13 protein-coding genes are annotated in these 14,005 nt (G+C 72.5%); 10 read left to right on the top strand and 3 right to left on the bottom strand.

The window, feature by feature from the left end; translation table 11 throughout:
• The first annotated feature begins 8 nt into the window (after positions 1-8).
• From L1857_RS15895 to L1857_RS15905, 3 genes are read left to right on the top strand one after another with little or no spacing between them, the layout of a single operon-like run.
• Complete coding sequence (locus L1857_RS15895) at positions 9-998, top strand: TerC family protein (protein WP_094006015.1); 990 nt, start codon at positions 9-11, stop codon at positions 996-998.
• Between the two features lie 10 nt (positions 999-1,008).
• Positions 1,009-2,943: a S9 family peptidase gene (locus L1857_RS15900; RefSeq protein ID WP_249465460.1), complete on the top strand. Its 1,935-nt coding sequence runs from the start codon at positions 1,009-1,011 to the stop codon at positions 2,941-2,943.
• A 7-nt stretch (positions 2,944-2,950) separates the two neighbouring features.
• Positions 2,951-3,484, top strand: coding sequence for a GNAT family N-acetyltransferase (locus L1857_RS15905; protein WP_116114268.1), 534 nt, complete (start codon positions 2,951-2,953; stop codon positions 3,482-3,484).
• On the opposite strand, the gene L1857_RS15910 is transcribed toward L1857_RS15905, so the two are convergent.
• Together L1857_RS15910 and L1857_RS15915 are read right to left on the bottom strand one after the other, a co-directional pair.
• Positions 3,466-4,122 carry an RES family NAD+ phosphorylase gene (locus L1857_RS15910; RefSeq protein ID WP_094006017.1) on the bottom strand — a complete coding sequence of 219 codons (657 nt, stop codon included), beginning with the start codon at positions 4,120-4,122 and terminating at the stop codon, positions 3,466-3,468. The two genes, L1857_RS15905 and L1857_RS15910, sit on opposite strands and share 19 nt — an antisense overlap.
• Before the next feature lie 16 nt (positions 4,123-4,138).
• Positions 4,139-4,723, bottom strand: a complete 585-nt coding sequence (locus L1857_RS15915) for a helix-turn-helix domain-containing protein (RefSeq protein ID WP_094006033.1) — start codon at positions 4,721-4,723, stop codon at positions 4,139-4,141.
• A gap of 151 nt (positions 4,724-4,874) precedes the next feature.
• On the opposite strand from L1857_RS15915, the gene L1857_RS15920 reads away from it, so the two are divergent.
• Genes L1857_RS15920 through L1857_RS15930 form a run of 3 tightly spaced genes read left to right on the top strand, consistent with a single transcriptional unit; the run spans position 4,875 to position 8,465 of the window.
• Entirely contained in the window at positions 4,875-6,431 is a 1,557-nt protein-coding gene (locus tag L1857_RS15920; RefSeq protein ID WP_116114272.1) for a sugar ABC transporter ATP-binding protein, read from the top strand.
• The gene (locus tag L1857_RS15925) at positions 6,428-7,453 is read left to right on the top strand and encodes an ABC transporter permease (RefSeq protein ID WP_116114274.1); all 1,026 of its coding nucleotides are present in this window, start codon (positions 6,428-6,430) and stop codon (positions 7,451-7,453) included. The genes L1857_RS15920 and L1857_RS15925 overlap by 4 nt, the downstream gene beginning before the upstream one ends.
• 16 nt (positions 7,454-7,469) lie before the next feature.
• Positions 7,470-8,465 carry a substrate-binding domain-containing protein gene (locus L1857_RS15930; protein WP_116114276.1) on the top strand — a complete coding sequence of 332 codons (996 nt, stop codon included), beginning with the start codon at positions 7,470-7,472 and terminating at the stop codon, positions 8,463-8,465.
• A gap of 112 nt (positions 8,466-8,577) precedes the next feature.
• Here the strand turns inward: L1857_RS15930 and L1857_RS15935 are convergent, their stop codons facing one another.
• Positions 8,578-9,558, bottom strand: coding sequence for a LacI family DNA-binding transcriptional regulator (locus L1857_RS15935; protein ID WP_094006021.1), 981 nt, complete (start codon positions 9,556-9,558; stop codon positions 8,578-8,580).
• Between the two features lie 112 nt (positions 9,559-9,670).
• Between L1857_RS15935 and L1857_RS15940 the strand changes: the two genes are divergently transcribed.
• From L1857_RS15940 to L1857_RS15955, 4 genes are all read left to right on the top strand, one after another.
• Positions 9,671-11,086, top strand: coding sequence for an L-fucose/L-arabinose isomerase family protein (locus L1857_RS15940; protein WP_249465463.1), 1,416 nt, complete (start codon positions 9,671-9,673; stop codon positions 11,084-11,086).
• Positions 11,079-12,569, top strand: coding sequence for an FGGY-family carbohydrate kinase (locus tag L1857_RS15945; protein WP_116114279.1), 1,491 nt, complete (start codon positions 11,079-11,081; stop codon positions 12,567-12,569). The genes L1857_RS15940 and L1857_RS15945 overlap by 8 nt, the downstream gene beginning before the upstream one ends.
• 9 nt (positions 12,570-12,578) lie before the next feature.
• Positions 12,579-13,283: an MgtC/SapB family protein gene (locus L1857_RS15950; protein ID WP_094006024.1), complete on the top strand. Its 705-nt coding sequence runs from the start codon at positions 12,579-12,581 to the stop codon at positions 13,281-13,283.
• A 144-nt stretch (positions 13,284-13,427) separates the two neighbouring features.
• Entirely contained in the window at positions 13,428-13,922 is a 495-nt protein-coding gene (locus tag L1857_RS15955) for an MmpS family transport accessory protein (protein WP_240323408.1), read from the top strand.
• Positions 13,923-14,005: the final 83 nt, after the last annotated feature.

Consider the following 14,005-nt stretch of genomic DNA (forward strand, 5'->3'; position numbering starts at 1 on the left):
ATGCGTAGATGAATGTCCCCGTGTGGCTGTGGATCGCCACGGTCGCAGGCCTGCTCGTGCTGATCGCGATCGACCTGGTGATCGTCGACCGGAAGCCACATGAAGTCACCACCAAGGAAGCGGCCAAGTGGGTCGTCTTCTACGTCAGCTGCGCCGTGCTGTTCGGCATCGGCGTCTGGGTCCTCGCCGGCCACGACTACGGCGTCGAGTTCTTCACCGGGTACATCACCGAGTACTCGCTCTCGGTGGACAACCTGTTCATCTTCATGGTCATCATGGCCTCGTTCAAGGTGCCGGCGATCCACCAGCACCGCGTGCTGCTGATCGGCATCCTGCTCGCGCTCGCCATGCGCAGCGTGTTCATCGCCGTCGGCGCCGCGCTCATCGCCCAGTTCGTGTGGGTGTTCTTCCTGTTCGGCGCGGTCCTGGTGTGGACAGCCATCAGCATGGTGCGCGGCAACGACCACGACGAGGAGTACCACGAGAACGCGGTGGTGCGGTGGGTGCGCAAGGTCTACCCGGTCACCGAGGACTTCCACGGGCACAAGATGAGCATCAAGCGCGACGGCAAGCGCTGGCTCACCCCGATGTTCGTGGTGATCGTGGCCATCGGCAGCGCCGACCTGCTGTTCGCGGTCGACTCGATCCCGGCGATCTTCGGCATCACCCAGGAGGCCTTCCTGGTGTTCACCGCCAACGCGTTCGCGCTGATGGGCCTGCGGCAGCTGTACTTCCTGCTCGGCGGCCTGGTGAACAAGCTGGTCTACCTGTCCTACGGGCTGGCGGTCATCCTCGGCTTCATCGGCGCCAAGCTGATCCTGCACGCGCTGCACGAGTACCACGCGGTGCCGGACTGGCTGGACATCAACAACTGGGTTTCGCTGGGTGTGATCGTGGCCGTCCTGACCGTCACCACGCTGCTCAGCCTGGCCAAGGCCAAGAAGGACGAGAAGAAGTCCGCGTCGCAGGCTCTTAGCGAGGCTAACGAAATCCGGTAGGTTCGGGGGCATGCGTCCCTCGGATCTCGAACTCCTCGCCGTGCCCGGCACTCCCGCGCTGCACGGCACCCTGCTGCTGACCGCGGTCACCACCCCCGACCTCGGCGGCAACACCTATCGCGGTTCGCTGTGGCGGGCCGCCCCGGACGGCGGGGCGGCCCGGCAGTGGACCCACGGCGAGCGGGACACCGATCCCGCGATCTCCCCGGACGGCCGCTGGGTGGCCTTCCTGCGCGCGAACGGCGGCAAGCCGCAGCTGCACGTGATGCCCGCCGACGGCGGTGACGCCCGGCGCCTCACCGAGCTGCCGCTCGGCGCCGGCGTCCCGGTGTGGGCGCCGGACTCCCGCCGCATCGCCTTCACCGCGCGCCTGCCCGAAGCGGGCCGCTACGGCGCGCCGGACGAGGACGGTGAGGTCCTCGAACCGGACGCGGAGGCGCCGCGCCGGATCACCCGGTACGACTACCGGCTCGACGACGTCGGCTTCCTGCGGGACCGGCCGCGGCGGCTGTTCGTCATCGACACCACCGACACCACCGATCCGGGGGAGCCGGAGCCGCTGACCGACGACCGGGCCGACGTGTCCGACCCCGCGTGGCTGCCGGACGGCTCGGCCCTGCTGGTCGTCGCGCCCCGCGAGTGGGGCGGCGCCGACACCGAGGAGAGCGACCTCTATCTGGTGCCAGCCGGCGGCGGCGAGCCGGTGCTGGCGGTGCGGACCGCGGGCAGCGCCGCCAAGCCCGCCGTGTTCCCCGACGGCACCGTGTGCTTCTACGGCCCGGAGTTCACCTGGCCGCACGTCGTGGCGCGCAACGTCGGCCTGTGGTCGGCGGAGCTGCCCGCCGACGGTGAGCCGGCCAAGCCGCGGCGCCTGACCGACGCGGAATCGGTGTGCTGCACGACCGACGTGCCGCCGGCGCCGTTCCGCGACCAAATCCTGGTGACCGTGCTCAACCGCGGCGCCGTCGAGCTGCGGGCGGTGCCCCGCGACGCCGACCGGGCGCCGCTGGACGGCCTGGACCGGCTGCTGGGTGGGCGGAGCGCGGTGCGGTCGTTCGCGGTGCACGAGGAGCGGATCGCGGCGGTCGTGGCGCGGCCGGACAGCTCCGGTGAGGTCGTGCTGCTGGACGGGCGGTCCGAGCGGGTGCTCACGGACTTCTCGAAGCCGGTGCGGGAGTCGGGGCTCCGCCCGGTCGAGGAGCTGACCACCACCGCGCCCGACGGGTACCCGGTGCACGGCTGGCTGGTGCGGCCCGAGGGCGAGGGCCCGCACCCGGTGCTGCTCGTGGTGCACGGCGGCCCGTTCGCCGCCTACGACTGGGGCCTGTTCGACGAGGCGCAGGTGTACGCGTCGGCCGGGTACGCCGTGGTGATGGGCAACCCGCGCGGGTCGGCCGGCTACGGCGAGAGCCACGGGCAGGCGATCGTGCACGGCCTGGGCACGGTGGACGTCGACGACGTGCTGGCGCTGCTGGACGCGGCCCTGGCGCGGGACGACCTGGACTCCTCGCGGGTCGGCGTGATGGGCGGCTCGTACGGCGGGTTCATGACGACGTGGCTGGCGGCCCACCACGGCTCGCGGTTCCGCGCCGCGTGGAGCGAGCGGGCCGTCAACGCGTGGGACTCGTTCACCGGCAGCTCGGACATCGGCTGGTTCTTCACGGAGGCGTACGTCGGCGCGGACCCGGTGGTGCAGCGCGAGCGGAGCCCGCTCACGTACGCGTCGCAGATCCGCATCCCGTTCGCGGTGGTGCACTCCGAGCACGACTGGCGCTGCCCGGTCGAACAGGCGCAGCGGCTGTTCGTGGAGCTCAAGCGGACCGGCACGGAGGTGGAGATGCTGCTCTTCCCGGGCGAGGGCCACGAGCTGAGCCGCTCGGGCAAGCCGCGCCACCGGGTGCAACGCTTCGACGCGATCCTGGAGTGGTGGTCGCGCCACCTGTGACGAGGCGATGGGCGACGTGGCGGGCGCCGGTCACCGAGGCGGAGACGCTGGCCCGGATCAACTCGAGTGCTGGCGCTCCGCCTACCGCGGGATCGTCCCCGACGCGCACCTGGACGGCTTGCGGGCCGAGGACCGGGTCGAGCGCTTCCGCGCCCGGCTCGGCCTCCCCGGCCCTGGAGCCACCTGGGTCGCGGTGACCGAGAGCGGGACCATCGCCGCCTACGCGACGGTGGTCCCGGCGCGTGACGACCGGGACCCGGTGCCCGGCATGCTCACCGGCGAGTTGGCGTCGTTGTACGCCGCACCGGAGTTCCACGGCTCCGGTGCGGGTTCCGCCGTGCAGCAGGCGGGCCTGGCGCATCTGGCCGCGGAGGGGTTCCGCCACGCCGTGGTCTGGGTGTTCCGGGACAACCCCGGTGCCCGCCGGTTCTACGAGCGCACCGGCTGGGCCTGCGACGAGGTGACCAAGGACGCCCACATCGGCGGCGCGCCGACCCCGGAAATCCGCTACTCCCGTGCCCTTCAGTTCAGCAGCACGTAGTTCAGCTCCTCGCAGACCCGGCCCAGCGGCACGTCCAGCCCGGGGTGGTCCAGCGGCAGCAGCACGTCCGGCGCCAGCGGCAGCGCCTCGCCCGCCGGGGGGTCCCACAGGCACAGCGCGGGGTGCCCGCCGTCCATCGACGAGCGGTACCACAGCCCGTCCAGCTCGGGGAACGCCGCGCGGATCGCCCGCGCCCAGGCCTGCGTGATCTTCTTCGGCCCGCTCGAGATCTCCTGCGACGCCCCGACCCGCGTCGGCCACAGGCCGGTCAGGTCGAGCAGCCTCAGCGGCCGCGTCGGGCGCACCACGACCAGCCGCGGCACGCGCGTCTTGCGGTCGACCAGCGACGTCGTCTGGAACACCTCGGCCACGCTGGTCCGCACGGTCAGCCCGAAGTACAGCACCCCCTGCCCCGGATCGGTGACCGCGCCCCCGTCCCGGCCGGGCGGCTGCGGGTCGAACCGGCCGTGCGGCAGCGGCCCGGTGTAGCGGAACGTGTTCCACCGCTGCGGGTGGTTGCCGCCGGCGCTGAAGATCCGGACCAGCCGCTGCGCCGGCGGCACGCGCACGATGTCGGTTTCCGGGCGCAGGGCAGCGAGGAGTTCGGCCCGCGACGGCGGGAGTGGCAGACGTGCCATGAGAGGTGATGCGACCTCAGAACGGGGTGCCGAGGGTGGCGGCGAGCGCGGCGACCGGCGCCGGGTCGCCCCCGGCCAGCAGCCACTGCCGGGGGGTGACGGGGCGTCCGCCGATCTCCAGGTCGGCCTGCGCGGTGTTCATGAACGCGGCCACGACCAGCGCGGGCTGGTCGTCCGGCACGGCGGCCAGCACGACCTCGAGCCCGGGCAGGGCGCCCCGTTCGCTGAACTGCCACGCAGGCAACCGCCAGCCGCCCTGGTCCTTCCAGCCGGTCAGGCGGCGCTCGCCCAGCTTGTGCCGGATCCGGCTCGGATCGACGCCCAGCAGCCGCGCGGCCTCGGCGACCGTGAGGGCGGATTCGGCCAGCACCGCGTGCGCGGCGACCGACGGCGCGCGGCTGTCCGGCTCGTCGTCACGCCGGGGCGACAGATCGAGCCCGGCCTCGGCGAGCGCGGCCCGCTGCCCTGCCGAGAAGAAGGACGACGGGTCCGGGTTCGGCGGGGCGAGGCGGCGCGCGGCGTCCTCGACCAGCGTGAGGAAGTCCGCGGCGTCGATGCGGAGGCCCGCCTTGGCGAGGACGTTCTCCAGCGCGACCGTCATGGGCATCAGCATAGCCGTCGGCGTGCGGGTTCGTGCGCCCTGGGGGAAACTGTCCGCAGAGGACACATTCCGGTCCACTCTTGACATGTGCCGCAGGTCACTCTAGGTTCGGCCAAGTAATCGATTTCTCGCAGCGTGGCGAGGGGGCCAGATGGACGCGGACCCGCGGTCGCCCCTGGTCGAGCTGGCCGGGGTGAGCAAGTCCTACGGCGGGGTCCACGCGGTGCGTGACGTCGATTTCACTGTCCGTGCCGGGGAAGTGCACGCGTTGCTCGGGGAAAACGGCGCGGGCAAGTCGACTCTGATGAAGGTTCTCTCCGGTGAGGTCGGCGGCTATCGCGGGGAAATCCGCATCGACGGCGTGCCCGTGAAGTTCGCCCGGCCCGCCGACGCGCAGCGCGCCGGGGTGGCGATGATCCACCAGGAACTCGACCTCGTCCCGGCCCTGCCGGTCGCCGAGAACGTGTTCCTGGGCCGCGAGCCGCGCACCCGCCTGGGCACGATCGACCGCCGCCGGATGGTGCGCGAAACCGCGCGGCTGCTGGACCGGATCGGCATCGCCCTCGACCCGCGCCGCCCGGTGGAGCAGCTGCGCACCGGGGAGCAGCAGCTCGTCACGATCGCCAAGGCGTTGTCGCTGGACGCGCGGATCATCGTGATGGACGAGCCGACGTCCGCGTTGTCCGCACCGGAAATCGACCGGTTGTTCGCCGTCATCGCCGAACTGCGCCGCGGCGGCGCCGGCGTCGTCTACATCTCGCACCGGATGGACGAGATCGGCCGCGTGGCCGACCGGGCGACCGTGCTGCGCAACGGCGAAGTCGTGGCGGAGTTCGACGCGCGGGCGATGACCGCGCAGCAGGCGTCCGAGGCGATGGTCGGCAGGCCGGTCGAATCGATGTTCCGCACCGGTGACGGCGCGGCGGCGGGGGAGGAGCTGCTGCGCGTCGAAGACCTGGTCGTGACGTCGCGCCGGCCCGGGCGGCGCGATCCGGCCGGGATCAGCCTGACCGTGGGGCGCGGCGAGATCGTCGGCGTGGCCGGGCTGCTCGGCGCCGGCCGCACGGAGCTGCTCGAGACCATCTACGGCGTCGGGGGACGCTGGTCCGGGCGGATTCTGTTGCGCGGCGAGGAGATCCGCCCGCGCGGCCCGCGCGCCGCCCTGCGGCTGGGGATCGCGTTCGTGCCGGAGGACCGGCGCATCGCCGGGCTGGCGCTGGAGCACTCCGTGCTCGCCAACACGGTGCTGTCCATTGTGGACCGCATCGCGCGGGCGGGTGTGGTGCCCCGTCGGCGGGAACGCGGCGCGGCGAAGGAGATGGTCGACCGCCTCGGCGTCAAACTCTCCTCGCTGCGCGATCCGGTGGGGTCGCTGTCCGGCGGCAACCAGCAGAAGGTCGTGCTGGGGCGCGGCCTGCTCACCGATCCGGCGCTGCTGCTGCTGGACGAGCCGACGCGCGGGGTGGACGTCGGGGCGAAGGCCGAGATCTACCGGCTGCTCGGCGAGGCGGCGAGCAGGGGCGTGGGGGTCCTGCTCGCGTCGTCGGAACCGGCCGAGCTGATCGGCGTCTGCCACCGCGTGGTCGTGCTGCGGGACGGGCGTGCCGTGCGGGAACTGGACACGGCGAGCGCGGGAGAAGCGGAGCTGCTGGCGTTCTCGATGGGCGAGGGGGCCGTCGAGGACCTGGTGGCGGAAGGGACGTCATGACCAAGGTGGAGGCGCTGCCGGACCTGGCCCACCCCGGCGGCGGCCTGCTGGCGACGCTGTTCCGGTTCCAGAGCCTGTTCGGCCTGGTGCTGGTGTTCATCGCGGCGGTGGTGTACTCGCCGAGCAAGAACGGCGAGCTGGTGTTCCTGGACTCGGGCAACCTGTTCAACGTCGTGCGTTCGATGTCGGAGATCGGGATCCTCGCCGTCGGGATGACGCTGGTGATCCTCATCGGCGGCATCGACCTGTCCGTCGGGTCGGTGCTCGGCCTGGCCAGCGTCGGCTCGGCGGTGCTGCTCACCGAGAACGACCTCGGCCTGGTGCCCGCGGTGCTCACGGTGCTCGCGATCGGGCTCGGGTTCGGCCTGCTGCAGGGGTTCGCGATCACCTCGTTCGGCATCCAGGCGTTCATCGTGACCCTGGCCGGCATGCAGATCGCGCGCGGGCTGGCGCGGATCTGGTCCGGCGGGCAGGGCGTGTCGATCACCTACGGCGACGGGCCGGGCCAGGCGCCCGAGACGTTCTCGCTGCTGGGGGAGCGCACGTTCAACGGGCTGGTGCCGATCCCCGCGCTGATCTTCCTGGTGGTCGCCGCGCTGGCGGTGGTGCTGCTGCGGGTCAGCGCGTTCTCCCGGCACGTCTACGCCATCGGCGGGAACGAGAAGGCCGCGCGCCTGTCCGGGGTGCCGGTCAAGCGGGTCAAGATCGTCGTGTTCGGCCTGTGCGGGCTGCTGGCCGCGCTGGCCGGGATCGTGCACGCCGGGCAGCTCAACTTCGGCGGCCCCAACGACGGCGCGATGTACGAACTGGACGCGATCGCCGCCGTGGTCATCGGCGGCACCAGCCTGATGGGCGGGCGCGGTTCGGTGGTCGGCACGGTGGCCGGCGCGCTGCTGGTGGGCGTGCTGCGCAACATCCTGGGCCTGAACAACGTGGACTCCAACGTCCAGCTGCTCGTGATCGGCCTGGTCATCGTGCTCGCCGCGGGGCTGCAACGGCTGCGCCCGGCATCGGTTTCCTGACGAGAGGGGAAGAATCATGCGGAAGTCCCGTGGCCTGGCGGCGGTGGGCGCGTGCCTGCTGCTCGCGGCGTGCGGCACCACGAACGAGAACTCCGGCAGCGGCACCGGTGCGCAGGGCGCGCCGGAGCGGTGCGGCGCCGACGGGCAGTACACGATCGGGATGAGCCAGGCGAACGTCGCCGAACCGTACCGGCAGCGGATGGACGACGACATCCGCGCGGCGGCCGCGTCGGTGCCGCAGTTCACCGTCAACTTCGCCGACGCCGCGCAGGACAACTCCAAGCAGGTCGAGCAGGTCGACAACTTCCTCACCCAGCAGATCGACCTGCTCATCATCAGCCCCAACGAGGCGACGCCGCTCACTGCGCCGGTGAAACGCGCCTACGACAAGGGGATTCCGGTGCTGGTGCTGGACCGCAAGGTCGACGGGGACGCCTACACGTCGTTCATCGGCGCGGACAACGTCGACATCGGACGGCAGGCCGGCGAGTACTTCAAGAACGTGCTGCTGCCCGGTGGCGGCAAGATCGGCGAGCTGCGCGGGCTGGCCGGGTCGACCCCGGCGCGGGAGCGGCACGACGGGTTCGTGCAGGGCATCCAGGGTTCGCGGATCGAGATCGTGGCCGCGCAGGACGGCGACTGGCTGCGGGACAAGGGCCAGCAGCAGGCCGACGCGATCCTCAAGGCCAATCCCGACATCCAGGCGATCTACTCGCACAACGACCCGATGGGCGAGGGCGCGCGGATCGCCGCCGCGAACGCCGGACGGCCCGACCTGCCGATCACCGGGATCGACGGCCTGCCGATCGAATCGGGCGGCCTGAAGGCGGTCGAGGCGGGCCGTCTGTCGGCGACGTTCCTCTACCCGACGGGCGGCAAGGAGGCGATCGCGGCGGCGAAGACCATCCTGGTGGACTGCGGTCAGGTGCCGAAGACGCAGACCCTGCCGACCAAGCTGGTGACGAAGGAGAACGCGGCCGCCACGTACGCGGAGTTGAACGGCGGTTCCTGAAGCGCGGGTCGCCGCCCGGCTCGGGGTGGGGCGGCGGCTACGGCTCGCGGCGCCGGGATGGCCGATCCGGCGCCGCGTTGCCCCGCCAAGACTCCCCCGGAAAGAACCGCCCTCACCCGCGGTGGCTGCTGCCCCGCTCGATGAGCCGCGCCTCCAGCGTCGTCGCGGTCGGGGGGAGCGAGCCGTCGGCGATGCGGGCCAGCAGCAGCCTCGCGGCCTCCGCCCCGATCTCGTACGCCGGCTGCGCCACCACCGTCAGCGGCGGGTCGATGAGCGTCGCCCACGGGACGTCGTCGAAGGCCACCACCCCGACGTCCCGCCCCAGCCGCAGGCCCTCCGCCCGCAGCGTCTCCAGCACGCCGATCGCCATCGCGCTGTTGGCGACCAGCAACGCGTCCGGCGGCTCCGCGGCGGCCAGCAGTTCCCGCGTCGCCGCCTCGCCGCCGGCCGCCCGGTACTCCGCCCGCCGCTCGCGCCGCCTGCGCCGCCCCAGCGCGTCCCGGTACCCGGCGAGCCGGTCGTCCGCCGTGCGCACCCCCTTCGGCCCGGTCACGCACCCGATCCGCCGGTAACCCGCCGCCAGCAGGTGCTCGGTCGCCGCCCGCGCCGCCGCTCGGCTGTCGACCAGCACCTGGTCGCCGGTTCCCGCCCGCAGCGGCCGGTCCACCGCGACCACCGGCGTGCCGCGCCCCAGCAGCATCTCCACCCCGGCCCACTCGTCGGTCGGCGAGATGACCACCCCGGCCACCCGCTCCTGCAGCGCCACGTCGATGTAGCGGCGCTCCTTCTCGGCGCTCTCGTCGGAGTTGCACAGCACCACGGAGTAACCGGCCGTCTGCGCCACGTCCTCGACGCCCCGCGCGATCGCGGTGAAGAACGGGTTCTCCACATCGGAGATGATGAGCGCGAGGACCGCGGTCTCCTGGCGGCGCAGGTTCCGGGCGAGCCCGTTGGGCTGGTAGCCCAGCTCCTCGGCGGCCGCGCGCACCCGGACGACCAGCGCCGGATCCACTGTGGACACGCCGTTCAGCGCCCGCGACACGGTGGCCGTGGACACCCCGGCGCGCCGCGCCACATCGCTGATGGTCGCCACCGCGACCTCCCGTCTCCCGTGCCGCTCACGCGGTGGACCCGTGGTGGTATTGACACCGTCCGGGCTCCAGAATAGCGTCTTGAGTAATCGATTACCCGCCCTAGGAGGCAGCGTGGCCCGCATCGGTGTGATCAGCATTTCCGACGGGCGTGACCATGTGCACGCGCGCAACGCCCGGTTCCTCCAGTCCAAACAGGACGCGCTCGTGCGGTCGCTCGCCTCGGCCGGGCACGAGGTGGTCGCGGGCAGTGACCTGGTCGCCACCAACACGCTGGCCACGTCGGTGGCGCGCGAGGTCGCCGCCGCCGGGGTGGACGTCACGATCTTCTACTACGCGGTGTGGAGCTTCCCGCACTTCACGATGCTCGCCGCGGACGCCACCCGCAGCCCGCTGATCCTGGTCGCGAGCACCGATCCCACCGAACCGGGCCTGGTCGGCATGCTCGCCGCGGGCGGGGCGCTGGACCAGATCGGCCGCGCCCACACCCGGCTGTGGGGCGCGCCGGACGACGCGGACCTGGCCGCGCGGGTGGGCGCGCACGCGCGGGCCGCGGCGGCGGTCGCGTCGCTGCGCGGGTCGACCTTCGGCCGCTTCGGCGGGCGCCCGATGGGCATGAACACCGCGGTCGCCAACACCGACCAGTGGATGCGCCAGTTCGGCGTCGACGTCGAGGAGATCGACCAGTACGAGCTGGTGCTGCGCGCGGAGAAGGCCGACGTGGGCGAGGCGGCCAAGGCGCGCCGGTGGATCGAGGAGCACGCGGGCGGCGTCCACTACGACGGGCGGAAGCTCACGCCCGAGCTGCTGGAGCGGCAGATCCGGTCGTACCTGGCGATCCGGGACATCATCGACGAGCGCAAGCTGGACTTCTCCGGTATCAAGGGCCAGCCCGAGCTGACCGAGCACTTCGCCACGATGGACGTCACCGAGGCCTTCCTCAACGACCCCTACGATTGGAACGGCCCCAAGCCGGTGCACGTCACCGCCACCGAGGCGGACATGGACGGCGCGCTGACCATGCAGCTCATGCACGAGATCTCCGGCGACCCGGTGCTGTTCGCCGACGTGCGCCACTACCACGCCGATCGCGACATCTGGGACCTGTGCAATTCCGGCCAGCACGCCACCTGGTACGCCGCGCGCAGCGACGACCCGGCGGAGAACCTGCGCAAGGTCCACTTCTACCCGGAGGTCTTCTTCTTCCCGGCAGGCGGGGCGTCCGTGCAGCACATCGCCGCGCCCGGGCAGATGACACTGGGGCGGCTCACCCGGCGGGCGGGGGAGTACCGTCTGCAGCTGATGCTGGGCGAGTTCGAGAACTACGACGACGAGACCAACGACGCGCTGATGCGCCAGTCCACCCCCGAGTGGCCGCACGCCTGGGCCCGGCTGGACGCGCCCGCCGAGACGTTCCTGTCCGAGTTCGGGGCCAACCACATCCACGCGATCCCCGGCGACCACCGCGCCGAGCTGCGCGCCGCGGCCGGCCTGCTCGGCGTCGAAGTGCACGAGTGGTCCCGTGGCTGACCTGCTGCTCGGCATCGACATCGGGACGTCCAGCTCGAAGGGCGTCCTGGTCACCCGCGACGGGGAGATCGTCGCCCGCGCGTCCCGGGCGCACGAGACCTCCCACCCGCACCCCGGCTGGGTCGAGCACGACGCGGAAACGGTGTGGTGGCAGGACTTCCTCGCGCTGACCCGTGAGCTGGTCGCCGCCGCGGGCGACCGGAAGCTCGCCGCGCTGGCGGTGAGCGGTATCGGCCCGGTGCTGCTGCCCGCCGACTCCGGCGGAGCGCCGCTGCGGCCGGCCATCCTGTACGGCGTGGACACCCGCGCCTCGCGGGAGATCGAGGAGCTGACCGCGGAACTCGGCGCGGAGTCCATTGTGGAACGCGCCGGGACGGCGTTGTCGTCGCAGGCGGTCGGCCCGAAGTGGCGCTGGCTCGCGCGGCACGAGCCGGAGGTGTTCCGGCGGACCCGGCTGTTCCTGATGTGCAGTTCCTACCTGGTGCACCGGCTGACCGGCGAGTACGTCCTGGACCACCACTCGGCCAGCCAGTGCGACCCGATGTACGACCTGCGCGCCGGGGACTGGGCCGCGGACTGGGCGGCCCTGTGCGCGCCCGGGGTCGAGATGCCGCGGCTGGTGTGGCCGACCGAGGTGGCCGCCACCGTGAGCGCGGCCGCGGCGGCGGAAACCGGCCTGCCGCAGGGGCTTCCGGTCACCGCGGGCACGGTCGACGCGTGGGCCGAGGCCGCCAGCGTCGGCGTGAGCGAGCCCGGCGACACCATGGTCATGTACGGCACCACGATGTTCCTGATCCAGGTGCTCGCCGACCCGCGCCCGCACACCGGCCTGTGGACCACGTGCGGAGCGTTCCCCGGCACGTACTCGCTCGCCGCCGGGATGGCCACCTCCGGCGCGATCACCGACTGGCTGCGCCGTCTCGTCGGCGGCGACTTCGCCACGCTCGTCGACGAGGCCGCGAAGGTGTCGCCGGGCAGCCGCGGACTGCTGATGCTGCCGTACTTCGCGGGGGAACGCACGCCGCTGTTCGACCCGGACGCGCGCGGGGTGCTGGCCGGGCTGACCACCTCGCACGGCATCGGCGAGATCTACCGGGCGGCGCTGGAGGGCATCGCCTACGGGGTGCGGCACAACCTGGAGGCGATGCGCGACTCGGGCGGTGTGGCGCGGCGCCTGGTCGCGGTCGGCGGCGGCACGCAGGGCGGGCTGTGGACGCAGATCGTCAGCGACGTGACCGGCGCCGACCAGCAGGTGCCCGCCGAGACGATCGGCGCGGCGTTCGGCGACGCGTTCCTGGCGGCCGTCGCGATCGGCGCGGAACCGGACATCGCGCGCTGGAACCCGGTGGCGAGCACGGTGCGCCCGGATCCTGCCGCGGTGGACGTCTATGACCGGTTCTACCCGCGCTACCGTGAACTCTATCCCTCCACAAAGGACATAACGCACTTTCTGGCCGAGCGTCAGCGGGAGAGCGGGCACTAGCCTGGCCGGGTGTTGTCCGAACCCTCGGGCCAGGGCTGGCAGCAGGTCGGCGAACTCGTGCTCGCGCTGGTGCTGTGCTCGCTGATCGGCCTGGAACGCGAACTGAAGCAGAAGAGCGCCGGGCTGCGCACGCACACCCTGGTCGGGGTGGGGGCGGCGCTGTTCCTCCTGGTGAGCAAGTACGGGTTCACCGACGTGCTCGCGCCGGGGCGGATCGTGCTGGACCCGTCGCGGGTGGCGGCGCAGATCGTGTCCGGGATCGGGTTCATCGGCGGCGGGCTGATCTTCGTGCGCCGCGACGTGGTGCGCGGCCTGACCACCGCCGCGGTGGTGTGGATGAGCGTCGCGGTCGGATGCGCCTGCGCGGCCGGGCTGCCGCTGCTCGCGCTGGTCGTCACGGCGGCGCACTTCGTGGTGGTCTACGGCTACCCGCCGCTGGTGCGGCTGCTGACGCGGCGGAGCCCGGCGACGACGACGGTGCGGCTGGCCTACCGCGACGGCGAGGGGGTCCTGCGACGGATCCTCGAGCTGGCGACCCGCGCGGGCTATTCGGTGGAGCAGGCGCTGTCCGCCCGCCGCGACACCGGCCGGGTGATCGACCTGCGGATGCGCCTGCTCGGGCCGCGGCGCGTCGACGACCTGCTCGCCACACTGGCCGAGCAGCCCGGGATCGTGGCGGTCGAAACCGGCGGTGTGGACGATACGAGCGAGTAGAAGCCGCAGGTCAGCGGTTCGCGCTACCCCAAGCGGGTGAAAAGCGGATGGTCAGGTTCCCGGAAGGTAACGATTGACGCTCGGCTTGCGAGGAATGGTTGACGCGCTCGGTGGAAGCGCGGTGAGCCGAGAGAAGACGACGCCATGGGTGTTGTTCCCACCGCGGGCCCAGGCCCGGGACCGCGGCGGCCGCTGGCCAGTTCGATGGCGGTGTTCGCCGCGCTCGGAGTGGTCCTGACGGTCGGCCTCACCTCGCTGCTCGTCGCCGGGCACCGGTCCGCCGACCCGTCGGTGGGTTCGCTGAGCGGGGCCAGTGCGCCGGTGGTGGCGCCGGTCGCGCCGGTGCCGCAGGTGTCCTACGCCGTGACGTACGAGCTGGCCGGTGGCGCGGGCGCGCTGAACGTGACGTACGTGGCGCAGGGGTCGGGCATCGCGCAGGTCCTGGAGACGGACACGCCGTGGTCGGTGTCGCTGCAGCGGACCGGGGCGCAGGGGGCGGAGCAGTACGTCAGCCTGACGGCGCAGAACGCCGGCGGCGGCACCCTGACGTGCCGGATCATCGTGGACGGCGTCGTCGTCAGCGAGCGATCCGTGTCCACGCCGCAGGGCATGGTGCGCTGCTCGAAGTCGCTGCCCTGACGTCGCCGCCCTGACTTCACCTGATCCGCCGTCGTCCCGCCGGGGGTGGCGGCGGCACCGCCGGGGCCGGGGCGAGCGGCGCC

The organism is Amycolatopsis thermalba (assembly GCF_023376025.1).
Classification (GTDB): Bacteria; Actinomycetota; Actinomycetes; order Mycobacteriales; family Pseudonocardiaceae; genus Amycolatopsis_E; species Amycolatopsis_E thermalba.